The organism is Catenuloplanes japonicus (genome assembly GCF_000717135.1).
GTDB classification, from domain to species: domain Bacteria; phylum Actinomycetota; class Actinomycetes; order Mycobacteriales; family Micromonosporaceae; genus Catenuloplanes; species Catenuloplanes japonicus.
The window spans coordinates 97,669-120,715 of the sequence record NZ_JNXY01000028.1 but is presented as its reverse complement, the minus strand read 5'-3'; the positions used below and the strand labels follow the sequence as shown (position 1 = coordinate 120,715).

The 23,047-nt window shown below is 71.7% G+C and carries 23 protein-coding genes; 9 read left to right on the top strand and 14 right to left on the bottom strand.

Annotated elements, in window-relative coordinates; all coding sequences use genetic code 11:
- Nucleotides 1-11 precede the first annotated feature (11 nt).
- Complete coding sequence (locus OP04_RS34150; RefSeq protein ID WP_033344041.1) at nucleotides 12-593, top strand: TetR/AcrR family transcriptional regulator; 582 nt, start codon at nucleotides 12-14, stop codon at nucleotides 591-593.
- Between the two features lie 386 nt (nucleotides 594-979).
- On the opposite strand, the gene OP04_RS34145 is transcribed toward OP04_RS34150, so the two are convergent.
- The 6 genes from OP04_RS34145 to OP04_RS53855 all read right to left on the bottom strand — a co-directional run bounded on the left by OP04_RS34145 (nucleotide 980) and on the right by OP04_RS53855 (nucleotide 5,230).
- The gene (locus tag OP04_RS34145; RefSeq protein WP_051799520.1) at nucleotides 980-1,414 is read right to left on the bottom strand and encodes an HIT family protein; all 435 of its coding nucleotides are present in this window, start codon (nucleotides 1,412-1,414) and stop codon (nucleotides 980-982) included.
- Nucleotides 1,415-1,481: 67 nt separating this feature from the next.
- On the bottom strand, nucleotides 1,482-3,281 hold the full coding sequence (locus OP04_RS50420; protein WP_157240748.1) for a DUF6461 domain-containing protein: 1,800 nt from the start codon (nucleotides 3,279-3,281) through the stop codon (nucleotides 1,482-1,484).
- Nucleotides 3,282-3,331: 50 nt separating this feature from the next.
- The gene (locus tag OP04_RS34135; RefSeq protein WP_051799518.1) at nucleotides 3,332-3,817 is read right to left on the bottom strand and encodes an NADAR family protein; all 486 of its coding nucleotides are present in this window, start codon (nucleotides 3,815-3,817) and stop codon (nucleotides 3,332-3,334) included.
- A 172-nt stretch (nucleotides 3,818-3,989) separates the two neighbouring features.
- A complete protein-coding gene (locus OP04_RS53860) occupies nucleotides 3,990-4,376 on the bottom strand; it encodes a hypothetical protein (protein WP_157240746.1) in 387 nt (128 codons plus the stop codon).
- A gap of 32 nt (nucleotides 4,377-4,408) precedes the next feature.
- Complete coding sequence (locus OP04_RS34130) at nucleotides 4,409-4,648, bottom strand: hypothetical protein (RefSeq protein WP_033344040.1); 240 nt, start codon at nucleotides 4,646-4,648, stop codon at nucleotides 4,409-4,411.
- Between the two features lie 270 nt (nucleotides 4,649-4,918).
- Complete coding sequence (locus OP04_RS53855; RefSeq protein ID WP_157240744.1) at nucleotides 4,919-5,230, bottom strand: hypothetical protein; 312 nt, start codon at nucleotides 5,228-5,230, stop codon at nucleotides 4,919-4,921.
- A gap of 701 nt (nucleotides 5,231-5,931) precedes the next feature.
- On the opposite strand from OP04_RS53855, the gene OP04_RS34125 reads away from it, so the two are divergent.
- Both OP04_RS34125 and OP04_RS34120 read left to right on the top strand, forming a co-directional pair.
- Nucleotides 5,932-6,477, top strand: a complete 546-nt coding sequence (locus tag OP04_RS34125; RefSeq protein ID WP_033344039.1) for a hypothetical protein — start codon at nucleotides 5,932-5,934, stop codon at nucleotides 6,475-6,477.
- Nucleotides 6,478-6,724: 247 nt separating this feature from the next.
- Nucleotides 6,725-7,846: a 5-methyltetrahydropteroyltriglutamate--homocysteine S-methyltransferase gene (locus tag OP04_RS34120; RefSeq protein ID WP_033344038.1), complete on the top strand. Its 1,122-nt coding sequence runs from the start codon at nucleotides 6,725-6,727 to the stop codon at nucleotides 7,844-7,846.
- A gap of 235 nt (nucleotides 7,847-8,081) precedes the next feature.
- Here the strand turns inward: OP04_RS34120 and OP04_RS34115 are convergent, their stop codons facing one another.
- Nucleotides 8,082-9,011: a helix-turn-helix transcriptional regulator gene (locus tag OP04_RS34115; RefSeq protein WP_232323840.1), complete on the bottom strand. Its 930-nt coding sequence runs from the start codon at nucleotides 9,009-9,011 to the stop codon at nucleotides 8,082-8,084.
- An 81-nt stretch (nucleotides 9,012-9,092) separates the two neighbouring features.
- On the opposite strand from OP04_RS34115, the gene OP04_RS34110 reads away from it, so the two are divergent.
- Nucleotides 9,093-10,022, top strand: a complete 930-nt coding sequence (locus OP04_RS34110; protein WP_033344036.1) for an alpha/beta fold hydrolase — start codon at nucleotides 9,093-9,095, stop codon at nucleotides 10,020-10,022.
- A 3-nt stretch (nucleotides 10,023-10,025) separates the two neighbouring features.
- Here the strand turns inward: OP04_RS34110 and OP04_RS34105 are convergent, their stop codons facing one another.
- The 3 genes from OP04_RS34105 to OP04_RS34095 are packed head-to-tail and all read right to left on the bottom strand — an operon-like array spanning nucleotide 10,026 to nucleotide 11,739.
- Complete coding sequence (locus OP04_RS34105) at nucleotides 10,026-10,682, bottom strand: DUF6882 domain-containing protein (RefSeq protein WP_033344035.1); 657 nt, start codon at nucleotides 10,680-10,682, stop codon at nucleotides 10,026-10,028.
- Between the two features lie 22 nt (nucleotides 10,683-10,704).
- Nucleotides 10,705-11,283 (bottom strand): hypothetical protein, encoded by a 579-nt coding sequence (locus OP04_RS34100; RefSeq protein WP_157240742.1) that lies wholly within the window; start codon nucleotides 11,281-11,283, stop codon nucleotides 10,705-10,707.
- Nucleotides 11,284-11,328: 45 nt separating this feature from the next.
- The gene (locus OP04_RS34095) at nucleotides 11,329-11,739 is read right to left on the bottom strand and encodes a hypothetical protein (protein WP_033344033.1); all 411 of its coding nucleotides are present in this window, start codon (nucleotides 11,737-11,739) and stop codon (nucleotides 11,329-11,331) included.
- A gap of 67 nt (nucleotides 11,740-11,806) precedes the next feature.
- On the opposite strand from OP04_RS34095, the gene OP04_RS34090 reads away from it, so the two are divergent.
- Entirely contained in the window at nucleotides 11,807-12,352 is a 546-nt protein-coding gene (locus OP04_RS34090; protein ID WP_085066997.1) for a DUF1990 family protein, read from the top strand.
- Nucleotide 12,353: 1 nt separating this feature from the next.
- Here the strand turns inward: OP04_RS34090 and lanL are convergent, their stop codons facing one another.
- The 3 genes from lanL to OP04_RS34075 are packed head-to-tail and all read right to left on the bottom strand — an operon-like array spanning nucleotide 12,354 to nucleotide 16,756.
- The gene (gene lanL / locus OP04_RS34085; protein ID WP_051799517.1) at nucleotides 12,354-14,801 is read right to left on the bottom strand and encodes a class IV lanthionine synthetase LanL; all 2,448 of its coding nucleotides are present in this window, start codon (nucleotides 14,799-14,801) and stop codon (nucleotides 12,354-12,356) included.
- Nucleotides 14,802-14,808: 7 nt separating this feature from the next.
- Nucleotides 14,809-15,000 (bottom strand): hypothetical protein, encoded by a 192-nt coding sequence (locus tag OP04_RS34080; protein ID WP_033344032.1) that lies wholly within the window; start codon nucleotides 14,998-15,000, stop codon nucleotides 14,809-14,811.
- A gap of 46 nt (nucleotides 15,001-15,046) precedes the next feature.
- On the bottom strand, nucleotides 15,047-16,756 hold the full coding sequence (locus OP04_RS34075; protein ID WP_051799516.1) for an AfsR/SARP family transcriptional regulator: 1,710 nt from the start codon (nucleotides 16,754-16,756) through the stop codon (nucleotides 15,047-15,049).
- Between the two features lie 86 nt (nucleotides 16,757-16,842).
- Here OP04_RS34075 and OP04_RS34070 point away from each other — a divergent pair, with 86 nt between their 5' ends.
- From OP04_RS34070 to OP04_RS34060, 3 genes are all read left to right on the top strand, one after another.
- Complete coding sequence (locus OP04_RS34070; protein WP_085066987.1) at nucleotides 16,843-18,705, top strand: ABC transporter ATP-binding protein; 1,863 nt, start codon at nucleotides 16,843-16,845, stop codon at nucleotides 18,703-18,705.
- 79 nt (nucleotides 18,706-18,784) lie between these two features.
- The gene (locus tag OP04_RS34065) at nucleotides 18,785-19,243 is read left to right on the top strand and encodes a nitroreductase family deazaflavin-dependent oxidoreductase (protein WP_033344031.1); all 459 of its coding nucleotides are present in this window, start codon (nucleotides 18,785-18,787) and stop codon (nucleotides 19,241-19,243) included.
- Between the two features lie 115 nt (nucleotides 19,244-19,358).
- A complete protein-coding gene (locus tag OP04_RS34060; protein WP_033344098.1) occupies nucleotides 19,359-19,691 on the top strand; it encodes a hypothetical protein in 333 nt (110 codons plus the stop codon).
- A gap of 21 nt (nucleotides 19,692-19,712) precedes the next feature.
- On the opposite strand, the gene OP04_RS34055 is transcribed toward OP04_RS34060, so the two are convergent.
- On the bottom strand, nucleotides 19,713-20,570 hold the full coding sequence (locus OP04_RS34055) for a universal stress protein (protein ID WP_033344030.1): 858 nt from the start codon (nucleotides 20,568-20,570) through the stop codon (nucleotides 19,713-19,715).
- Between the two features lie 192 nt (nucleotides 20,571-20,762).
- Here OP04_RS34055 and OP04_RS50415 point away from each other — a divergent pair, with 192 nt between their 5' ends.
- A complete protein-coding gene (locus tag OP04_RS50415) occupies nucleotides 20,763-22,973 on the top strand; it encodes a putative bifunctional diguanylate cyclase/phosphodiesterase (protein WP_157240740.1) in 2,211 nt (736 codons plus the stop codon).
- Nucleotides 22,974-23,047 lie beyond the last annotated feature (74 nt).

Here is a 23,047-nt window from a genome sequence, read left to right as displayed (position 1 = left end):
ACACTCCGGGCATGCCTGCCGAGACCTCACCACCCAGCAGGCAGCACCGCGGCAACCGGCGCGACGACGCCGCCCGCATCGCCGTCCTGCACGCCGCCGACGACCTCCTCGTGGAGCGCGGCTTCGGCGCGCTGACGGTCGACGCGATCGCCCGCCGGGCCGGCGTCGCCCGGCAGACGATCTACCGCTGGTGGCCGTCCAAGGTCGAGATCCTGCTCGACACGCTCATCGAGGACAGCGAGAAGCGCTTCCCCGTCCCGGAGGGGGAGCCCACCGTCGGCGAGGTGCGCGACTACCTGCGCGCCTTCGCCCGCTTCCTCGACGACGACCCGGCCGGCAAGGTGCTGCTCGCGCTCCTCGCCGAGGCGCAGCACAGCCCCGGCACCGCCGCCGTCCTGCGCGAGCGATACCTCGCACCCCGCCGGACCCTGGAGCGCGACATGCTCACCGCCGGCGCGTTCACGCTCCGCCTCACCCCCGACGCCACGATGGACGCCCTCACCGGCCCGATCGTCTACGGCGCGATGATCGATGCCCCCGTCGGCCCCGAGCTGATCGACACCCTCGCGGAAAGCCTGCTCACACCTCGGTAACGTTTGCCGGCGCCGGCTATCGGCCTCCGACCGCGGCGACCGCACGCTCGTACAGGTCCGGCAGCGGCGTGCTGCCGTTCTCGCGGATCCACGCTTCGGTGGCCACGTGAGAGCCGCCACCAAGGCGGCGGCGCCCAGCCGGTCCGGCGGCGTCCCCGCGCGGCGCGCACGTTGCTCGACCAGCGGGGCGAGCGCCGCCCGCCGGGCCGCGCGCCGCTCCAGGTATGGCGCAACCCTGATCCGGGTGCTGAGCGACCTCGCCTCCCGATGGCCGGCCCGGCAGTTCACCGCAGCCCACCGGGGCCGGACCTACCTGTACGAGTTCGAACGGCGGTCACCGGCGGCCGGCTCGCCGCCGCCCTCCTCGACCCGGCCCGATAACGGCCCTAGGCGGAGGCGTTCAGTGCCTGCGCGATGGCGTCCGCCGCCGCCCGGTGGATCGCGGGATCCGCCGGCACCGCGTCCGCGTGCAGCAGCCCGGGTCCGCCAACGAGGGCGTCGCCGGGCCGGTGCGGGGCGAGGTTGAGGTGCAGGTGCTCCACACGGTCGCCGAAGACGTAGACGTACACCTTGTCGGCGGCCGTGGCCTGGCGCAGGGCCGCGGTCGCCCGTGCGAGCACCGGCCCGAGCGTCGCCGCCTCCGGCCCGTCGAGGTCGGTGATGAAGGGAATGTGGCGGTGCGGCTCAAGATGAGCAAAGCCCGGCACCGCACCACGCAGAACGACCGACAGCCGCCAGTGCGCGTCCTCCCAGACCCGGCGGCGCCCGAAGTGAGCATCCGCATCACCGGCACGACACAACAGGCACCCGTCGTCGTTCATGCGACCAGCTTGCCTCACACCGGGACGGGAGCGCTTGGGCCTGCTGGACAGCCCGCACCTGCCCCGTCTAGGTCAGGTCGAAGGCGGTGCGGAAGGCGGCAATGGCCGTGGGCGGGTGGTCGATCTGGACGGCGTTACGGAGGGTGTCAATGGCGGCGATCAGTGGGTCGGGGTGGCGTGCGATCAAGACCGCCTGGATCGCGCTGACGGCGGGGTCGATCCTCGGCGGCTCTCTGTCGCCGGTATCGACGCTGATGGACGAGGAGAAGGTGATGCTCTCCCGCGGGACGCCCCGCCGGCGGGCGTAGGCCGCATGGAAGTCCTCGAACCACGGTGGTGGCGGCTCGTCGCGTTCGAGAGCGATCATGCCGGCGGCGAGCCAGTCCTCGGCGATCAGCTCTGCGCGGGTGCAGCAGTAGCGGGCGACCCAGACAGCCATCCTCCGCTGTGTCCGCGGCTCCGCGTCGGCGATCCGGTCGATGAGGTCACGATCGTAGGGGACCAGGCCCAGGGCGTGTGCCTGCACCTCGGGTTCGCGCAGTCGTGCGTCGTCGGGGATCCGGCCGGCCCACATTCGTTCCAGTTCCGCATGTCTTCGTTGCTCGTCCTGTCGCTGTTGTGCCTCGCGCTTGCGGCGCGCGGAAGCACGCGCGACGGGTGGCCGCGGCGGTGGCGGGACCACCACGTCGCCGAGTTCCGGGAAGTCGCGTCGCAGGGCGATCAGAATCTCGGTCCAGGTGCCGGCCCCGGCACCCTCGGCCCTGGCCAGCGTCCAGCACAGGTCGGCCACCGGCCCGTCCGTGTCCCATTGCACGACCAGCGAGGCGGCCGCGTTACGCCGCTGGTTCTCGTCGTCGCGAATCCAGTCCGGCAACGCGGTCCGCAGGTACGGGTCCATCCGTTCCTCGACCAGCCGCACGTCGGCCTGCGGGACCGGCCGGCCGAGGCGTACGAGGTCACGGATCGGCGCGAACCAGGGCTCGTCGAGGATGCCGGCGAGCCGTAGCGGCCTCTCCCAGGCCCAGCGCGCCATCCGGCCGATCAGCTCGGCCGGGGCGTAGGCGATCGCCGCCGCCAGCTCCTGGTCATCCTCGTACAGCCTCGGTCCGGCGGCTCCCAGCGCTTTGATCCGCGGGTCGGTGACCCCGTACTCGCTCCAGCCGGCGAAATCGTCATCGGCCCACTCGTCGGGGTCCTCGGCGAAGGCCGCCAGTTCCTCCCGTACCTCGGCGTAGGCGGGGTGAGCCGCCGCCCCGGCCCCCACCGCGGCGCACCGAAACGTCGACGTCTCCAGGAAATCCGCGTTCCAGCCCGCCCCGGTGATCCGCTCCATGAGCGCGAGCGTCCGTTCCCGGAAACGCGCGTCACCGTCATCGTCGTGCAGTACGAACCCGGCCTCGGTCAGCAACCGGTCCAGCCGTTCCGGATCGTCGCCGTAACGGTCCTGCGGGAACCCTGGATTGAAGCCGACCACCACCCGGCCACCGACAGCCCAGGAGAAATGTGGGGTGGTGTTCTCGTTGTAGTAGAACGACACCATTTCGCCGGCCGATGACAGCGCCTGCACGACCGGGGCCTCAGTACAGAGGAATCCGTTGGGTTCGAGGATCATCGTCCACTCGCCGGCCCGGGTCACTGCCACGAAGGCGAAGTCGGTCGGATGGGAATCGCCGTCTTCGTCTACCCATTCCTCAACCGCTTCGGATGCGCTGATGGCCGCCTCGACCGACACGATCGGTACCGGGTCGGTCCCGCCCATTGCCGAGATCGCCTCATCCGGCTCGAGGCCTTTCACGAAACTGAGGCAGAAATCGAGACCCAACGCGTGCGCATTGATCGCCCACGCATAATCCTCCGCTTCGACCACCCCACCAGGCTAGGTGAAGCCAGCGTTCCTGACCTGCGCAAACGCCACGTTTAGGCCGGGCGGCGCCAGGTCTGGGACCCCCGGTCATCCCGGATACGATCGGCGCGTAGGCGGTCGCGGGTGCGCATCAGGATCCGGCCCAGCATGTTCTTGCCGGTGCCGGTCCGGCCTCGCCCCCAGTAGTGGTCGGTGCCGGTGTCCTCGACGATCTCGGCGTCGCCAGTGTCCAGCAGGATGACGCGGATGTCGGCGTGGGCGGCGAACTTGGCCGCGACGGCCCGGCGCATCACGTCGTCCTTGACCCGCTCCCAGTCGCGGCGCAGCGGCCGGGAGCGGTCGCGGCCCAGTTCGGCGGCGCGCAACGGGCCGGCCGCGCGGCGGATCAGATCGGCGTGGCGGGTGCCGGCGAACTTCTGAGCCTGGAAGTAGTGCTCGGACGTCGGCCACCGGTGCCCGTCGAGGTCGAAGCCGTGCGAGGAGAAGTTGGAGAAGCAGCCGTACGGCACCTCGTCGGCGCCGTAGAAGTAGATCGTCACCGTGGCCTCGCGGTAGGGGAGCGGGACTCACACGGTGCCACACATCGACAGCGCGGCAACCGATTTGCCGCCGCACCATCCGGATCTGCCGCAGTCCGGGCGCGCCGAGCGCGTCACTGGCATCCGGATCTGCCGAGAAGAGCGCGCCAACCCGCTGCACCCGCCGCGCCGGCTATCCTCGTTCGTAGCCGCATTCATCGTGTACCCAGCGGTCACAGTAGGCGGCTCGGGCGTCCGAGGAACTCATGCTCTTGAGCCATTCGGTTGCGGCCTGCTTCATATGTCGGACGGCAGCAGCGTCCTGCTCCGGTGAGCCCCTACCGGGAGCGTCCATCTCGTCGGTAAGTGCGCCCCAGATCAAGTTGAGAGCGGTGGGGACATCGGCAAGGAACTCACCTTTGGGCGTCGCGGCCATGGCCGTAACGGCCAAGCGTTGGAACTCGGAACCTGCCTCGTAGGTCGGCCAGCCGTCGTCCGCATCGAGTACAAGGCGTGCCTGGTGGGCGGTGGCGGTCAGGAAGCCGTGAGGTCCACTCTCCGGATGCCAATCGTCTTCCACGTCGAACTACATTACGGAGACGCGGTTGCACGCTACGACGCGCGCCGACATCCGCCCATCGTCACGCTCCGTGCAGCGGCCCACGCTTGCACCCGGGGCCGGCTGATGTCTTCAGGTGACTCCAGCAGCACCGTCAAGATGCCGGCACTCACCCAGGCATGGCCCACCGTGCGCGGAGTCGGCAGAGCCTCGTCACCCTCGCCGTCGAACAACTCCACCAGCCGATACGCGACACCGATGTCGGCCTCTTCGGCTTCAAGAATCGAAGACATCGATCCTCACTGCTTACATCATCCGATCAACGGTCATAGGCTGGCTGGTCAGCAGTACAGGACGTTCGTCCTGCATGCCGGAAATCCTAGGCCGCTCTCCTCTCGTGTGCTGTAGATCGGCGGAATGCCGGTGCCGCATGTAGCCGGAGCAAAGCGGAGAAACGCACTCACATGCCGCCGAGGGTGCCCTGGCCACCGAGAGCGGTCCCGCGGCATGATCGGCGTCGGCCTGGCCCGGGCGCACGCTCCTACCGAATTGCGTTCATAGGATCAGTCGTCGCAGGGGCCGCCGTGCTGCTGGCTCCACATCGAACACTTCGGGTTGTCGCAGATCGGTGGCGCGGGACGCTCCAGGCTGCCCCCGTTGCCGTCCTTCAGGTCGCGGGCGACTTCGAGCAGGCCGGCGACGTCCTCCGGGCCGTAGATCGCCATACCCTTGTCGTCCTTCGGCGCAGGCGGACCTGGCCTGCGGTGGTGGTAATACGTTCCGCTGATAGGGCCGGACTTGGCGCTCACCCAATCCTCGGGGTATCCGGCCTCGAGGAGGATATTGCGCACGAACACGCGGTCACTTCTGGTCATAGTCGCCCTCGATGTGGTCAGCGTGGCACAGCCGAACCTACCGAGCCCCGGGTGCAGAAACTCCAGGATTCGCCGACCTGGATCGGCACGGCTGAAGGAGGGTCGGAGCCCGGGGGCGACCGCCGTCTTTCCCGCGACCTCGACGACGTCGCGATGGCCCCGGTTCCTTGATCGGCTGCGCGCACATACCGCCGATCGGTCATACCGACCAGCAACGGCCCTTCACGCTCGGTGGTCTCGCGTGCCGCAGCGACGTGCTGAACTGTGCCGATGATAGTGCGGTAGCACTGCCTCGTCGATCCGGTCGGGACGTGCAGTCAGGCGAGGAGCTCAAGGCGGTTCCCGTCGACTCCCTGACGCGATCTCATTCTGACGGGACGGGAGATGACGGACGTTGACTCATGCCGTCAATCAGCACCAGCGATGACGGCGTCGAGCCGTCCTGAAGGGCGGCGTTTCCCGAGCCGTCATCCGAGGACCGAACCACCACCGACCCCCGCCCCCCATGCCGCCGACCGAGCGCGGCGCCGGGTGTAGTCGTCGCGCTCTGCGCCGCTGCTCGGCTCGCCGACGTCCGCTTCTGCCGCCAGTCTCATGCGGCGTCCAGCACACGGGATCATGCCTTTTGATCTGTGCGATCGACTCTCTCGGTTGCTGTCGGCCGAGGGGAGGGGTGGGCATGGTGCGGCAGACTGCCTTCTATGCGTCAGAATGACCTTCGCGTGGTCGCCGGGCTGCTTCGCGAGCGCAACGCCATCGATGCCAGGATCGCCGCTATCACCGGCCGTCCGATGACGGCGGGACACCTCGGCGAGTGGATCGCCGCGAGCATATTCAACATCCGGTTGGAGGACTCCGCGGCATCGGCTGCGCTTGACGGCCGATTCGCCTCCGGTCCCCTGCATGGCCGTACGGTCAATGTGAAGTGGTATCTCAAGCGGGATGGGCTCCTTGACGTCACCCGGTCCGAGATCCTGGACTACTACCTCGTGCTGACCGGACCAGCCGGACCCGCTGCCCACTCGCGGGGCACTGTCCGGCCGTGGTGCCTGGAGTCGGTGTACCTGTTCGACGCTCGGCACCTGCTCGGCGAACTACGCGAGCGCGGCGTCAAGATCGGTGCTGCCACGAGCGTGAAGTCCCCGCAGTGGGTGGCCGCCGAGATATACCCGACACCGAGCAACAAAGCTCTGATCGTCCAGCCGGAACAACGCGTTCTGCTGCAGCAATTCGCTCCACGGCCGTAGACGCGGCTGGCAGCCGGCCCGTGTCCGGATCTGCCGCTGATCGAGCGTTCGTCGGCATCGGCCTGCTGCGGTAGTGGTGGGCGGCGTGGTGTCGCCCGGCGATGGCAGGGCGGCCCGGCGCCGGGGCTCTGCGCTGCCTCGATCCTTGCCGGAGTCCTCGCCCTCTACGGCCTGCGGGCGCTCGTCGCCTGATCCGCTTGCGAGCGGTAGCGTATCGAAAAGGGTGAATTCTACGGAAGGATCGACGATGACGCTGCGCGACACCCCGCCGTTCCGTGCCGACCACGTCGGCAGCCTGCTCCGCCCAGGACCGCTGCTCACGGCGCGCGAGCGGAAGGCCGCCGGCGAGATCGGTGCCGACGAGCTGCGCGCCATCGAGGACGACGCCATTCGCGACGTGATCCGCATGCAGCGCGACGTGGGTCTGCGCTCGGCCACCGACGGCGAGTTCCGGCGTACCTCGTGGCACATGGATTTTATCTACCGTTTAGGGGGCATTCGTCCCACCGATGAGAAGATCCAGGTGCACTTCCGCAACGATCAGGGCGAGCTCGATTTCGAGTCGGCGGCGCTGGCGATCGACGCCCCGGTCCGGCTCGCCGAGACGATTTTCGGCGACGATTTCACCTTCCTGGCGAACGGGGTGGATGACGGCGTCACCGCCAAGCTGACCATCCCGTCGCCCAGCATGGTCCACTACCGGGGCGGCCGTGCGGCCATCGACCCGAAGGTCTACCCCGACGAGGAGCAGTTCTGGGCCGACCTCAGTGCCGCCTACGCCGAACAGGTCCGCCGCGTCGCCGGCCTGGGCTGCCGCTACCTGCAGCTCGACGACACCAGCCTCGCCTACCTGAACGACCCCGCTCAGCGGCGGCTGCTCAACGATCGCGGCGACGACGCCGAACACCAGCATCTGCGCTACATCCGCCAGATCAACGCCGCGATCGCCGACCGCCCCGCCGGCCTGGCCGTCACCACCCACATGTGCCGCGGCAACTTCCGCTCCTCATGGGCCGCCGAAGGCGGCTACGACTTCGTCGCCGAAGCCCTGTTCAGCGAGCTGGCCGTCGACGGCTTCTTCCTGGAGTACGACGACGAACGCTCAGGCGGTTTCGCCCCGCTGCGTTTCGTACCGCCCGGAAAGATGGTCGTGCTCGGCCTGGTCACCACGAAGAAGGGCGCCCTCGAATCCAAGGACGCCCTCAAGCGCCGCATCGACGAGGCCGCCACCTACGTCCCGCTCGACCGCATCTGTCTCTCCCCGCAATGCGGCTTCTCCTCGACGGTCGAGGGCAACGTGCTCACCTACGACGAAGAGGTCGCCAAACTCCGGCTGATCGCCGAAACCGCGGAGGAGATCTGGGGCTGACCGCTCCGAACCGGCAGCCACCCGCCTCGCCCGCGCGGCCCTCGCCGCCGGCGCCCAGACACGGGCCGGCGAAAGAGACTTCGAATCCGTGCTCACCGCCCTGGACTCCTGAACAACAGCGAAGAGCGATCGGCTCCGGAGCACGGATCTGCGCGCCGATCACAGACTCATCCACGAGCCGTGCTGCCGCGTCAAAGCCGTTGAGGCACGCTGCCGCACGTCGTCCGTACCGGTCTCAGCCGTACCGCTCGGTGAGCGCCTTTCCCATCGCGGCCAGACGCTCCCGCACCCCCGGAGGCCCGGTCACCTCGACCCACGCGACCAGCCCGGCCAGCTCGCCCGCGACCACATATTCATCGCTGCCGCGGATCACGACCTCGACGCGGCCGTCGGCCGTAGGACCCCCCACCTCGAGCCGCCCGCCGAACCCGATCCGGAGCACCCCGATCCCGCCGAGCGTGCACACCGCCCGGACCTCAAGCGGCATCCGCCGCCGGTCGATCTCGTCCGCGATCGCCCGCCAGCTCTCGGCAAGGTCGAAGTCCGAGGGCCGGTCCACGGGGTCGCCGGTCGGGAGGCAGGACGTCACACGGTCGATCCGGAAGGTCCGCCGGCCGGCCTCGGTGCCTGCGACGAGGTACCACGACGGGCCCTTGGCGACGATGCCCAGCGGATGCACCGTTCGCTCCGTCTCCGCACCTGCGCGGTCGACGTACCCGAGCCGCACCTGGACGCCGCGGATCACCGCGTCCTGCAGCGCGTCGAGGAAGCGCGGCAGCCGGGGCTCGCCCCGGCTCGACCCCCACCGCCTCGGATCCATGACTATTGATGACGCCGCCGCCTCGGCCTGCTCCCGGAAGGGTTCCGGCAGGGCGTGGAGGAGTTTGCGCAGCGCCGCCTTGACCGCCGGCGTCGCGGACGAGGCCGGGCCCGCGACCAGGAACAGCGCACGAGCCTCACCGGCGGTCAACCCGGACAGGTCGGTGCGTGCGCCGCCCACGAGGCGCCAGCCGCCGCCGCGGCCCTGGACGGAGTAGACCGGCACGCCGGCCATGCCCAGGGCGTCGAGGTCGCGGCGCGCGGTGCGCTCGGAGACCTCCAGCTCCCGGGCGACCTCCGCCGCGGTCACCTGCTGGCGATGTTGCAGCAGAAGAAGGATGGCCATCAACCGGTCGGCTCTCACCCCGGTAACGGTTCCACGGAAACCGGTCAGGAGGTGACCGGTATCGCCCCGCACGATGCCCTCATGACAACCGACTTTCCCGAGCCCACCGTCATTGCGGTCAACGGTGTGGAACTTGAGGTCTTCGAAGCCGGCCGGCAGCACGCGGGGAACCCCATCGTGCTCTGCCACGGCTGGCCGGAGCACGCCTTCTCCTGGCGTCACCAGATACCCGCGCTGGCGGCGGCCGGCTACCACGTGATCGTCCCGAACCAGCGCGGGTACGGGAACTCGTCCCGCCCGTCGGAGGTCACCGCGTACGACATCGCGCACCTGTCGGGTGACCTCGTCGGGCTGCTCGACCACTACGGGTACGAGGATGCCACCTTCGTCGGTCATGACTGGGGCGCGGCCGTCGTCTGGGGCCTGGCCCTGCTGCACCCGAGCCGGGTCAACCGCGTGATCAACCTGAGCCTGCCGTACCTCGATCGTGGCGAGAAGCCCTGGATCGAGGTCATGGAGGCGGTGCTCGGCGGCGACTTCTACTTCGTCCACTTCAACCGCCGGCCGGGTGTCGCGGACGCCGTCTTCGACGAGAACCCGTCCCGCTTCCTCCGGAACATGTACCGGAAAGACACGGAGCCGCAACCAGGCACCACGATGATCGACCTGGCCAGGATGGAGGCCCCGCCCGGCGAGCCCATCATGAGCGACAGCGACCTGGCCGTCTTCGTCGACGCCTTCGCCACCTCCGGCTTCACCGGCGGCATCAACTGGTACCGGAACCTGGACCGTAACTGGCACCTGCTGGCCGACGTGGACCCGATCATCCGCCGGCCCACGCTCATGATCTACGGCGACCGCGACACGGTGGCCAGGTCGGAGACGCTGACTGACTTCGTACCCGAGGCGGACGTGATCGGTCTGGATTGCGGCCACTGGATCCAGCAGGAGAAGCCGGAGGAGACCAACCGGGCGATCCTCTCCTGGCTGGAGCGGCAGCAGACCGCATAGTGTTCAGCCCGGCTGGAGGGAGCCGGCGAGGTTCGTGATCCGGCCGAGCTCGTCGAACGTGACGCGCATGTCCGTGCCGCTCACGTGCCGGCCGACGACCTCCGCCGGGCTGTCCTCGACCTCCCAGCCCTGCTGGGCCAGGAACGAGGTGACCATCAGCCGATGGTCGACCGGGAACCCCTGCAGCACCTGCCCGACGACCGTGAACACCCGCTCCGGCCGCGCCGGCGCGATGATCTCGGCCGGCAGCCCTTCCAGGTGGAAGAAGAGCGCCCCGCCCTCGTACGGCCCCCGGTAGTAGCACCGCCCCGACAGCGCCGACGCGATCAGCGCCAGCTGCACCCCCGACGCCCGGTCCAGCGCGAACGTGGCCTCGGTCAGCTCCGCCACCGCGTTGTTGCCGCCGTACTCACGCATCCACATGGCCAGCCCGAGCAACTCCTGCGGGACCTCGTTCGCCCATGCCCACAGCCAGGTGTCGTCCAGGTGGCTCTCGGTCCCGAGCAGCTGCACCCTATAGCGCAGATCGTCACCGAACGTTGCCACGCCCTCGGTCAGGTCGATCTGCCAGTCGCGCTCCCCGATGTGGTCCGCGAGCGCGAGCTGACGCGCGAAGGCGGTGGCGACATGGCGGCTGAACAGCTCCTCGAACGCGGTCACCCCAAGATCGTAAGAGTGCGGATCAAGCCTCCGACCACTCGATGCCGAGCGCGTCCAGCCACGGCTCGAACGGCACCCCGATGATGCCGAGCGACTCGTGCGCGTCCGCCGCGCGCCGGTCGGCCTCCTCGACCCGGTCGAGCGGCACCTCATAGAGGCGCGCGAGCCGCTCCCGCGCCACCGGACCGGCCAGGACCGCACCCGGCTCGTCCGACGGCTCCGGAGCCGACAGCGCCGGCACGTCGTCCAGCGCCGGCCCGCCCTCGTCGGTACAGGCCTCGCCCGTCTCCTCGTCCCGCGGATAGATGTAGAAGTGGTAGACGCGCCCGCCCGGGGCCAGCGCCACCACCTCCCCGCCGAACTCGTCATGATCCAGCACGACGAACGCCCGCCGCCCCGGCCCGCCCTCCGCGACCAGTTCCGCGCACAGCGCCCCGAGACGTGCATAGCCGACGCTGAACACGTGCACCTCCAGGCGCGTCCCGTCCGGCGTCTGCGTCGCGAACCCCTCCTCGAACTGCTCACGGAACAGCGTCAGCACCGTTTCGGCGTCCGCACCGGGCACAAGGTCCAGCCACGCGGCGGACATGTAACTCGACATACGGCCGAGCCTAGCCACCCGCCCGGAACCCAAGAGCAAGAAAGGTCAGCGCGAGGTCCGTGGCGACAGCGGGAAGCCGAGGTTCCAGAAGCCGTCCGTCCGCGGGTCACGCATCACCCAGAAGGTGCCGAGGTCGGAGTGCCGTTGCGCGAACTCGAAGCCGACCGTCTCGACCTCGTCGGGTTCCGTGTCGTCGTCGGTCTCCGGAAGGTACGAGGCCTCCGTGACGATGCAGGCGAGAAGCCCGGACCGCCGCACCGACCAGGTGAAGTTCGCGAAGCTCTCGCCACCGAGCACACTCTCGCTGCGGATCTCCCCGGTGCCGTCCGGACCGAACCGGACGAGGTCGTACATCAGCGCCGTGTGCGTGCCGGGAAAGGTCTCCCACGCTCCGACCGGCCCCTCGGCCAGCAGCCGATGACGGACACCCGGGTCACTCAGGTCCAGCTGGCTCATCCGGGACAGTCTGCACGGCGGAAAGCGTCCGGGCCAGCGTGTGCGGGCACTCCGCTACCGTGAGGCGATGCCCCGCGATCCCGCCCGAGCGTTCTCCGCGCTGGCCGACGCCCCGCTGACCTATCCCGAGGTCGGTGCCACCAGGGACACGACCCTGCCTCCCGGGTACGACCACGCGGACCGCGAGATCAGCCTGGGTGCCGGCCCCGAGGTCTTCGCCGGCGCCGTCGACGCCCTGTTCGACTGGCGCATGCACCGGCGGGCCGGCCTGTCCGTCCTGCACTCCGGCGGGCGGGCCGCACCCGGCGTGGTCGTCGTCCTGCGGGCCGGTCTGGGCCCGGTCGGTTTCACGGTGCCGTGCCGCGTGGTCTGGACCGTCGACGAGCCCGGCCGGTGCGGCTTCGCCTACGGGACGCTGCCCGGCCACCCGGAGCGCGGCGAGGAGTCCTTTGTGGTCACCAGGACCGGCGACGGCGAGGTCCGGTTCCGGATCCGCGCGTTCAGCCTCCCCGCCTCCCTCATCGTCCGGGCCGGCGCCCCGTTCGGCCGCCTGGCCCAGCGTTACGTGACGACCCGCTACCTCCGCGCGCTGAGCGAGCCGGGCCGGCGGTGAGTCAGAGCAGGCCGGGCGATGCGGGGTCGTCGAGGCGGCGGAGGAAGGTGAGGATGCCGGTGTAGCCGGCGGCCCAGGACAGGGGCGCGTCCTGGCGGCGCAGGTCGATGAAGCGGGGTGCGTCGTCCGGGCCGTGGCTGCGGCGCAGCAGCTGGCGGGCCACGCCGTGCGCCGCGTCCAGATAGGACGCACTGCCGGTGTGGCGTGCGCAGTCGATCAGGTAGCTGCCGACGCCGGTCAGGCCGCAGCACTGGCTCGGGTTCTGCATACGCGGGATCCACGCCGTGCAGACCTCGGCGGCCTCCAGCGCCAGGCCGGAGTATCGGTCGTCGCCCAGCACGACCGACGCGCGCAGCAGCGCCTGCCCGATGCCGGACAGGCCCTGGCACCAGGAGACCGCGAGCGGCACCGCATCCGGGCCCTGGGCGCGCACGATCAGGTCCGCGGTGGTGTCCGCGAGCATGCCGGCCCGCTTGGCCGCCTCGTCGCGGACGCCCTGGTCGCCGGTCACCTCCGCGTACCGCAGCAGCAGGTCCAGCACGCCCGCGGTGCCGTGCGAGTAGCTCGACGCCGGGTCGGTGCTGGGGGTGGCCTCGCCGGCGACGGACAGCCGCATCGGCCCGGCCGCGAGCAGCGCGTCCACGCAGGCGCGCGCCGCGGCCACGTCGCCGAGCAGCAGATATCCGATGCCGCAGCCGGCGATGCCGGTGATGATGTCGTCGTGGGCGTCGTCGGTGGCGAACGGCCGCGCCGGCGCGACCGCGTCCGGATCACCCATCCGCGCCCGGAACAGCAGCGTCCCGGTGGAGCCGAGGAACAGGCCCGGTGGCCGGGGCGACCGCCGGTCACCCGCGGACGCGTGCTTCAGAAGATCATCAAGCATCGGGGGTACGCCGGCAGCCGCACGATGGTGCAGCAGCTCCAGGCCCAGCCCGGCGCTGCCGGTGTAGAGCGTGCCGTCGAACGACGCGAACGCGGACGCGGGCGCGTGCAGCACCCGTTCCGGCGCCTCGTCCAGCACGATCCGCAGCACCTGCCGGCGCAGCTCGGCCACGGGCGGCAACGGGCTCTCGTCGTACCCCCTGCTGATCTTGATCGTGAAGTCACCGCCGGCCAGCGTGCGCAGCGCCGCGAGCGCGACCGGGCCGTCACCGCTGATCAGATCGTGCAGGACGGTGCCGGAACCGCCGAGGATCGCCGACAGCGAGGAGCGCATGCGTGCGGCGGCCAGCCCGTCCGTGGTCTCGCCCTGCACCGGCAGCAGTCCGGTGGCCGCGAACGCCAGCGTCATGCCGAGCGCGTGCGCGTCGTCCTCCGGGCGGGCCGGCTCCGCGCTCATCTGCGCCGACGGCGCGAAACCGGGCGTGCCGCCGCGCGGATGCAGCCCGTGCAGCGCGGAGATGCCGAAGTCGACCAGGCCGGCCCGGTCGCCGGCGAGGACCACGTTGCGGGGCGTGATGTCCCGCATGATCACGTCGCGGTCGTGCAGCGCGAGGACGATCCGGGCCAGGTCGCGGGCCAGCGCGGTGAACGCGGGGGAGAGGCGCAGGCCGCCGCGGAGCAGGATGCGGGCCTGCAGGTTCTCGTCGCCGAGGTCCGTGCTGACCAGGAACTCGTCGTCGCCGTGCGCGAAGTGGTCGAGGAATCGCGGCACGCCGTCGACGCCGCCGAGCGCGGCCAGGACCCGTCGCTCGTTGCGCAGCCGGGTGCGCGCGTCGGTGCCGTCGCCGGCGTCGCCGACGAACGGCCGCGCCTGCTTGATCACCACCGGGTCGCCGGTGACGGTGTCGACGCCGCGGAACACGTCGCCCTGTGCGGCGCGCAGGATGCCGCGCTCCACCCGGTACCGGCCGGCCAGCAGCTCCGGCGCCGCTGCCTCCTGCCCGAACGGGTCGGTGACCCACTCCGGCTGCCGGTAGTGCAGCTCCGCGGCCGCGTCGAAACGGGCACCGTCCGGGCCGGGGATCTGCACGGCCATCATGCCGCGCTCGCCGCGGAACCACTGCTGGGTGAACGGGCCGTAGCGGTAGTAGACCGGTGCGTCCGGCGCCACCCGGCGGTCGGAGAGGATGCGCGGCCCGGTCCGGCCGCGCAGCAGGGCGCCGAGCGCGAGGCCGAGCTCACGGACGCGTTCCGGCGCGGGGTAGATCGTGAACGCCTTGCCGACCGTGGCCGGCATCTCCCAACCCTGGTTCATCACCGCGAGCGCGTCGACGCCGGGTGCGAGCTTGAACGCGTGCCGCTGCGCCAGCAGGTACGGCACCAGGACCGCGGCCAGGTCCGGCAGGTCCGCGGCCCGGGACGAGACGTGCAGCTTCCAACCGTGGTCCGGAAGCTGCACGGCCCGCCGGACGTGCGTCCACTGCGGTGTCGCGGTGACGGTGAACTCGTGGTCGTACGCGCCGGACACCAGGTCCCGGACGTACGGCGCGGACAACCAGCCCGTCATCGCGGCGTCAGGAGATCGTGTGGCCGGTACGCTGGCAGTCCTCGGTGCCCTGGGTGCAGGCACCGCAGGTGGCGGGGCAGCGGTCCGCCGAGGCCAGGTTCTCCTGAACGACGTCGAACGGGACCTCGGGCTCGCCCATCAGCTCGCCGAACGTGCGCGGGGTCAGCTCCTCGAGAGCCGACTGCAGTGCGACTGGCATGGTTCTCCTCCTCGTCACAGTTGTCGACGGACGTTAACAACGACCGCTAACTATTCGCTAAAAGCTCCCTGACCAGCGCATGCAGCCGGTACGAGTCCGGCGCGCGCTGCTCCACCAGGTGCTCGTCCAGCAACGACTCCAGCCCGTCCGCGACCGCCCGCGCGTCCTCGCCGCCGTGCGCGGCCACCGCGTCCGCGGTCACGTCCGTGCCCGGCAGCTGGCTCAGCAGCACGAACAGCCGGCGCAGCTCCGGCGGCAGCGCCCGGTAGGAGGAGGCGAACGCGGCCCGGACCCCGTCCAGCGTCCGATCGTCCGGCAGCCGGCGAAGCAGGTCGTCGATCGTCCACAGCGGATGCCGTCGCAATCGCTCCGCCGCCAGCGTCAACGCCAGCGGCAGGTCCCCGCACCTGGCCGCCAGCCGACCGGCCGCGCGCGCCTCACCGGCGACCCGGCGGTCCCCGACACGTGCTGCGAGCAGCGCGATCGACTCGGTGCGGCGGAACGGGCGCACCGCGCGTGACCGCGCGCCCGGGACCGCGAGGCTGCGGCGGCTGGTCACGATCGCCAGGCAGCCGGGGCCGGCCGGCAGCAGCGGGCGCAGCTGCTCCTCGCCGGCGGCGTCGTCCAGGACGAACAGCACGCGGCGGCCGGCGAGGCGGTCGCGGAAGACGGCGGCACGGGCGTCGAGCGTGGGCGGAATCGCGCGGCCGGGGACGCCGGACAGGCCGAGCAGCAGTGCCAGGACGTCGGCCGGGTCCTTCGGCGCGGAGCAGCCGCCGAGGTCGACGTGGACCTGGCCGTCCGGATAGTCCGCGGCCAGCAGGTGCGCCGCGTGCACGGCCAGCCGGGTCTTGCCGACGCCGGCCATGCCCTCCAGCACGACGACGGCGCCACGGGCCGCGCGGATCGCCGCCAGCTCACCGCGGCGGCCGACGAAACCGGGCGGATCCGGCGGCAGCTGCCGGTACGCGGTCGCCCACGCGCGCGGCCGCGCCGGTGCCGCACCCGGATCCTCGCTCATGATCCGTCGATGCAGGTCGCGCAGCGCGGCCGACGGCTCCGCGCCCAGCTCCGCACGCATCCGCCGGCGCAGCGCGGTGAACACCGCGGACGCCTCACCCCGCCGCCCGGCCCGCCCGTGCACCTCCAGCAGTTGCCGGTGGAACGGCTCGTGCAGCGGATGCTCCGCGGTCAGCAGCACCAGCCGCGCGGTCAGCCCGTCCAGCCGCCCGTCGGACAGCCGCGCCTCCACGTCCAGCTCGGTCGCGTCCAGCCGCGCCCGGTCCAGGGCCAGCGCCACCGGCGCGATCTCGTCCCCGGACAGCCCGTCGAACGCCGGCCCGCGCCACCGTGCCAGCGCGTCCGTCAGCAGCCGGACCACGGTCGCGTCGTCGCCGGCCGCCCGCGCGGACCGGGCCGCCACCACCTCGGTCCGGAACAGGTCCACGTCCGCGGACCCGTCCGGCACGCGCAGCAGGTAGCCGGGCGCGCGGGTCACGATCGGCGCCTGCGCCCGGTCACCGCCCCCGGCCAGCCGCCGTCGCAGGTCCGAGACGATCACCTGCAGCTGCACCCGGTACGAACTCGGCGGCGACGTACCCCACAGGCTCTCCGCCAGCGCGCCGACCGACACCACCCGATTCGCGTTCGCCAGCAGCACGCCGAACGCCATCACCCGTTGCGGACCGCCCAGATCCACCACCGTGCCGTCGCGTTCCACGACAGGCGGACCCAGCGCTCGGAAGAACCACACCATCCCCGTCACCTCACGTGTGTCCAAGCTCGACGATTCTGTGACGGCATGCGCGCTTTCCGCAACCGGTGGCGTTATGGTGCGCATCCATGAGCGACTCTGTCCTGCCGGAGCTCCGGACCATGTGGTGGGAGACCGGGATGCGGGCCCGCGCCGACGCCGGGCTGCGCGCGGTGCTGGCCGAGCTGCCCCGGCTGTGCGCCGCCGCGCTGCGCACCGCCTGGCACGCCGACCGGGTCCGGACCACGATCGTGGCGGTCGCGACCGTCGGCGCGGGCACGCTGGCCGCGTGCGGGCTGCTGGCCGCGCAGCGCGTGCTGGTCGAGCTGTTCGCGGGCGGGCCGACGCCGGACCGGGTGACGGCCGCGCTGCCCGCGTTGCTGCTGGTGGCGGCGCTGGCGGCGGTCCGGTCCGGGCTGGGCATCGCCACCGGGTACGCGCAGAACGGCCTCTCCCCGCAGGTGCGCCGCCTGGTCGAGCGCCGCCTCTACGAGACCACCACCGCGGTACGCCTGGACGCGTTCGACGCGGACGCGTTCGCCGACGACATGGAACGCGCCTCCCGCGGCACCGACGCCGCCATCGACCTGGTCCGCGACGTGCTCAACCTGCTGGCCGGGCTCGCCGGGCTGCTCGCGGTCACGGTCGCGGTGACACTCATCCACCCGCTGCTGCTGCCCGCGCTCGCCGTGGCCACGCTGCCCGGCGGGTGGGCGTCGCTGCGCGCCGGGCACCAGCGGTTCGCCACCTACCTGGCCGGATCGGTGCGCCGCCGCCGGGCCGCGGTGCTGCAACGGCTGATGGCCGAACGGGTGTCCGCGCCGGAGCTGCGCGCCTACGGCCTGCGCGGGTTCCTGCTCGACCAGTACGACCGGGTCGCGGACGCGGAGACGGCGATCCAGATCGCGCTGGCCCGGCGCGTCACCACCACGACCACGCTCGGCACGCTGATCGGCGGCGTCGCCACCGGCGGCGTCTACGTGCTGCTCGGCGCGCTGCTGCTGGCCGGGCGGATCCCGCTGTCCGCCGCCGCGGTGTGCGTGATCGCGGTGCAGGCGGCCCAGCGGGCGCTGGCCGCGGCGACGGTCCAGGTCGACGCGATCTACTCCAACGGCCAGCTGTACGGCGAGTACGAGGGCTTCATGCGGCGCGCCGTGGCGTACCTCCCCTCGAAGGCCGTTGATCGTGATCTTCCGGGCCCGCTGCGGGAACTGCGCCTGGACCGGGTCGGGCTCACCTATCCCGGCCGGTCCCGCGCCGCGGTCGACGAGGTCAGTCTGCACATCGCCGCCGGTCAGACCGTCGCGTTCGTGGGGGAGAACGGGTCCGGGAAGACCACGCTGGCCGCGCTGATCGCCACGCTGCGCGACCCCACCAGCGGCGTGATCACCTGGAACGGCCGGGATCTGCACGAGTTGGACACCGACGCGGTGCGGGCCCGGATCGGCGTGGTCACCCAGGACCACCACCGCTGGCCGTTCACCGCCGCGACCAACATCGCGCTCGGCATCGCTACGCCGACCCGGCCGGAGATCGAGGCCGCGGCCGGGCTCGCGGTCGCGCACGACATGATCATGGCACTGCCGCACGGGTACGAGACGCTGCTCGACCGCACGTTCGCCGACGGCCAGGATCTGTCCGGCGGCCAGTGGCAGCGCATCACGGCGGCCCGCGGCTTCCTGCGCGACGCGGACCTGCTCATCATGGACGAGCCGTCCTCCGCGCTGGACCCTCGCGCCGAGAACGCGCTGTTCCAGGCCATCCGTGACCGTCAGGGCCGCGCCACCACCATCCTGATCACCCACCGCCTGGCCAACGTCCGGCACGCGGACCGCATCTTCGTCCTCGACGCCGGCGCGATCGTCGAATCCGGCACGGACGCGGAACTGCTGGCGGCGGGCGGGCGGTATGCCGAGCTGTTCGCCCTCCAGGCGGACGGGTATCGAGGGTGACCGGGCATGTCCGCGGCGACGGTCCCCCCATGATCAAACGGCATTGGCGCGCGGTCCGGACGTCCGCTTGACTTCCACCATGGCAACGAAGACACCGCCGTACTGGCTGATGAGCTGGCTCTGGAAAGCGCACCGGGCGGTGCTGAGCGTCTCCGGCGGCCGGATGGGCCTGGCCGAGCCCGCGCCGGACAGCCGCAAGATCGGGATGCTGCAGCTGCACACCGTCGGCCGGAAGACCGGGAAGCCGCGCGCGGTCGTCCTGAACTACATCGAGGACGGCGCGAACGTGGTCACCATCGCGTCGAACGGCGGCGCGCCGCAGGACCCGGCGTGGTGGCTGAACCTCCAGGCCCGGCCGGACGCGACCGCGACCTTCGTCGGCGGACGGCGGCCGGTGCGGGCGCGGGCGGCGACCGGCGACGAGCGCGAACGACTGATGGCCGCGTTCCGGACCTACGCCATCTACGAGGACGTGGACGTGCACCTGGCCGCGCGCGGCCGTGACACCGCCCTGGTGGTGCTGGAGCCGCGTCCCTAGGCCGGCGGCACGTGCTCGGCTCGGCGTGCGCGGATGCGCGTGCGGTTCTCGGGACGTTCGCCGCTTTCGACCCGGAGTTCGACGCGGCCTGCGCCTGGCGTGCACGATGGTCGCCGTGAGCGTCGCTGTACTGACCACCCTCAAGGCCGGTGCCGCGCCGCCGCCAGCGCTGCCGTACCGGGACTACGTTCCGGTCGCGAGCCAGCGGACGTTCACCGAGTGGTGGCTGCCGCTGGCCCTGTCGCTGGGGCTGGAATACCTCCCGTTGTTCGAGACCGGCGTCATCCTGAACGCGGAGGATCTCGGCCCGGTGATCCGCGAGCTGGAGATCTTTTCCGCCCAGGCGCCGGAAACGGTGCCGGAACACGTGACCGAGCAGGCCCGGTCGCTGCTGTCGGTGCTCGCGGCGCTGGACCCGGCCGACGTGGACGAGTTCTTCATCGGATAGGTGACCGGAGCGGTTCTCCGGTCACGAGTCGCTTCCGTGGCCGGGATCGCGCGCCACGACCACCGGGCACTCGGCGTGGTGCAGCGCGCGCAGCGCGACGAAGCCGGGCAGGACGCCGCCGTGGCCGGAGTGGCCGCCGAGCACCAGGATCTGCGCGTGCCGGGACGCCTCCAGCAGCACCGATCGGGCGTCTCCGGCGACGACCCGCGTCGCGACCGGCACGGCCGGGTACTTCTCCCGCCACGGCGCGATCTCCCGATCCAGGTCGGCCTCCACGGCGTGCAGCGCCGCGTCGAGGACCGCGTCCCGTAGCCCGCCCGGCTCGGCGTAGGCGCGGATCGCGAGCAGCGGGGCCCGCCGCTCGGCGGCCAGGGCGAAGGCCGTGGCGAGCGTGACCGCGGTGGCCGGGCCGCCGTCGACGCCGGTGGCGACCGGCCCGACGCGCATGTCGGACGGCCCGCGGACGACCGCGACCGGGCAGCGGGCGTGCATCGCGACGTGCTGGCTGACGGAGCCGAGCAGCAGGCTGGCGAAGCCGCCCCGGCCCCGGCAGCCGACCACGAGCACGCCGGCCCGGCGCCCGGCCTCGATCAGCGCCGATGCCGCCGGGACGGCCACGGCCTCGCCGTGCACGGGCGTTCCCGGGGCGATGCCGTGTGCGATCAGGCGTGCGTCGGCCAGGACCGTGCCGGCGGCGCTCTGCGCGAGTTCCCGTTCGGTGGCGCCGCCGACGACCCGGCCGCTCGTCCGGTTCCAGTCGAACGTGGTGATGATGCGCAGCGGCCGGCCGGACAGCCGGGCCTCGCGGGCGGCCCAGCGCACCGCGCGGTCACCGCCCGGTGAACCGTCCGTGCCGACGATGATCTCCAGTGCGGTCATCCCTGTCTCCTCGCCCGTCGTCGCGCCCGCCCGTCACGTCGAGCGTCCAACGATCGGGAGACATCGAGTAGGGCCGATGGTCCTGGATCGGGCTGTCACCTGCGGGACCCGGGGTCAGGGGCTCGCACCTGCCGCCGGGTCTCGCGCCGTTTGCTCCCGGACGGCGGCCTTCGTCCCGGACAATGGCCACGTGTGGTGCCGTCCCGAGGGGAGCGGGTGGAGGTGAAGGTCGCCTGGAGATGGCTGCTGATCGGCGGACTGCCGCTGGCCGCCGTCGTCGCATGGCTGCCGCCTGCCGCCCAGGAGGCGGCCTACGCCGTGCTGGCCGGGATCGGATCGGGTGCGGCGTTCGTCCGCACCCGCAGCGGACCGGGGCGGCCCCTGCCGTGGCTGCTGCTCGCGCTCGGTCTCGCGGCGGGCGCGCTGTGCAGCGCCGCCTGGTCGGTCTGCTTCCTGATCGGCGCGCCCCCGTCCGGCTTCTCGGTGATCGACGCCGTCTACTTCACCATGTACGGCCTGATCGCGTCCGCGATCTGCGTCCACTCCAACGGCCGGGGTTCGGCACTCGCCGGCATCGCGGAGGCCGGCGTGGTGACCTTCACCGGGGTGCTGCTCGGCTGGTTCCTGCTCTACGACCCTTTGATCAACGACCCCGGCAACTGGGGTACGGCGGACGCCGCGCTGGCGTACCCACTGCTGGATCTGCTGTTGATCTGTGCGGTGGTGCGGCTGTTCGCCGTCCTCGACCGGATCGCGACCGCCAACGTCCTCGTCCTGTGCGCCGTCGTCGTCCAGTCGATCGCCGACACGGTCTACTTCGTGTCGGTGCATCAGGGCGGCACGTGGTCGGGGCCCGGCGCCAGTGCCGCCGGCTGGGTGCTGTTCTTCGCGCTGCTGGCCGCCGCGATCATGCATCCCGACGTGCCGGAACCCGGACGGGGCCGTGCCGCCTCCGGCTGGCGGGCGGGCGTGCTCTACACGGCGCTGGTGGTCGTCAACCCGATCGTCACCGCGGTGGCGTTCCTGACCGACATCAGGAGGCGAGAGCTCGACACGCTGGACGTCGTGCTGCCGATGGCGGTCGTCGCCGCGGTGGGTGTGCTGCTCGTGGTGCGACTGGCCTACACGCAGCACCGGTTGGTGCGGCTGGCCCTGCGCGACGAGCTGACCGGCCTGCCCAACCGGGTGGACCTGGAGCTGCGGCTCGCCGGCGCTCCCCTCGGCATCCTGCTGGTGCTCGACCTCGACGATTTCAAGCACGTCAACGACAGTCTCGGGCATCCGGCTGGCGACGCCCTGCTGTCGTCGGTGGCCGACCGGCTGCGCGACACCGTCGGCGGGCGGGACTGGCTCGGACGGCTCGGCGGCGACGAGTTCGCGATCCTGAGCGCCGGTGCCGGCACCGAGCTCTGTGACCGCGTGCTGGCGGTGCTGCGCAGCCCTATCGAGGTACAGGGACACCGTCTGCACGTCACCGGCAGTATCGGCGTGCGGCCGATCCTCGGGGCCGCGGACGCGGCGGGGGCGCTGGTCGACGCCGACCTGGCGTTGTACGCGGCGAAGGACGCGGGCAAGGACCGTGCGGTCGTGTTCGAGGCCACGCTCCGGGACGCGCAGCAGCGCCGGGTCACCACCGTGAACCGCCTGCGGGCGGCGCTCGGCACCGACGAGATCACCGTGCACTACCAGCCGATCGTGTCGCTGTCACCCGGTCGCGTCGAGGCCGTGGAGGCCCTGGTCAGGTGGTTCCCGCCGGGCGGTGACCCGATACCGCCGGACGCGTTCGTCCCGGCCGCGGAGGACAGCGGCCTGATCGTGCCGCTGGGGGAGCGGGTGCTGCGGGAGGCCTGCACCGCGGCTGCCCCGTGGCACCGGCGGCACGGCACGTCCGTCACCGTGAACGTCTCACCGCGCCAGCTCCGCGAACCGGACTTCGCCGACGTCGTACGCCGGGCGCTGCTGGACTCCGGGCTGCCCGCGGCCGCGCTGATCCTGGAGATCACCGAGGGGGTCCTGATCGGTCCGGACATCACGCACCTCGGTGAGCTGCGCCGCGACGGTGTCCGGGTGGCGGTCGACGACTTCGGGACCGGGTACTCCTCGCTGGCCTACCTGCGGGACCTCCCGATCGACATTCTCAAGATCGACAGGTCGTTCCTGCGGTCGGCGCCGGGTGAGCCGGGGGCGCAGGCGCTGATCAAGGCGATCGTGGACATGGCCCGCAGCCTCGGGCTCGCCACCGTCGCCGAGGGCGTCGAGACCGCCGCGCAGGCCGGCATGCTGCGTGACCTCGGGTGCGACAAGGGCCAGGGCTGGCACTACGGCCGCCCGGCGCCCGCGGATCGGGTGACGGCGCTGCTCGGCGCGGCCGTGGTGCCCGGACTTCCGGTCGAATCGCGCTGAGTTCTCTCCGGCGGTGCGGCTCGTTCGTGTCCACGGCCAGTCGATCATCGGTGTCCGGCGGGCGCGGCCGTCGC

Coding starts and splice junctions, on each gene's coding strand:
- OP04_RS34150 (WP_033344041.1), top strand. CDS start 12: ATGCCTGCCGAGACCTCACCACCCAGCAGGCAGCACCGCGGCAACCGG.
- OP04_RS34065 (WP_033344031.1), top strand. CDS start 18,785: ATGGCAACGAAGACACCGCCGTACTGGCTGATGAGCTGGCTCTGGAAA.
- OP04_RS34100 (WP_157240742.1), bottom strand. CDS start 11,283: ATGTCGAGTTACATGTCCGCCGCGTGGCTGGACCTTGTGCCCGGTGCG.
- OP04_RS34145 (WP_051799520.1), bottom strand. CDS start 1,414: ATGAACGACGACGGGTGCCTGTTGTGTCGTGCCGGTGATGCGGATGCT.
- OP04_RS34125 (WP_033344039.1), top strand. CDS start 5,932: ATGCGTCAGAATGACCTTCGCGTGGTCGCCGGGCTGCTTCGCGAGCGC.
- OP04_RS34090 (WP_085066997.1), top strand. CDS start 11,807: ATGCCCCGCGATCCCGCCCGAGCGTTCTCCGCGCTGGCCGACGCCCCG.
- OP04_RS34115 (WP_232323840.1), bottom strand. CDS start 9,011: ATGGCCATCCTTCTTCTGCTGCAACATCGCCAGCAGGTGACCGCGGCG.
- OP04_RS34120 (WP_033344038.1), top strand. CDS start 6,725: ATGACGCTGCGCGACACCCCGCCGTTCCGTGCCGACCACGTCGGCAGC.
- lanL (WP_051799517.1), bottom strand. CDS start 14,801: ATGACGGGCTGGTTGTCCGCGCCGTACGTCCGGGACCTGGTGTCCGGC.
- OP04_RS53855 (WP_157240744.1), bottom strand. CDS start 5,230: ATGACCAGAAGTGACCGCGTGTTCGTGCGCAATATCCTCCTCGAGGCC.
- OP04_RS34075 (WP_051799516.1), bottom strand. CDS start 16,756: ATGGTGTGGTTCTTCCGAGCGCTGGGTCCGCCTGTCGTGGAACGCGAC.
- OP04_RS34095 (WP_033344033.1), bottom strand. CDS start 11,739: ATGAGCCAGCTGGACCTGAGTGACCCGGGTGTCCGTCATCGGCTGCTG.
- OP04_RS34055 (WP_033344030.1), bottom strand. CDS start 20,570: ATGACCGCACTGGAGATCATCGTCGGCACGGACGGTTCACCGGGCGGT.
- OP04_RS34110 (WP_033344036.1), top strand. CDS start 9,093: ATGACAACCGACTTTCCCGAGCCCACCGTCATTGCGGTCAACGGTGTG.
- OP04_RS34080 (WP_033344032.1), bottom strand. CDS start 15,000: ATGCCAGTCGCACTGCAGTCGGCTCTCGAGGAGCTGACCCCGCGCACG.
- OP04_RS34130 (WP_033344040.1), bottom strand. CDS start 4,648: ATGTCTTCGATTCTTGAAGCCGAAGAGGCCGACATCGGTGTCGCGTAT.
- OP04_RS34070 (WP_085066987.1), top strand. CDS start 16,843: ATGAGCGACTCTGTCCTGCCGGAGCTCCGGACCATGTGGTGGGAGACC.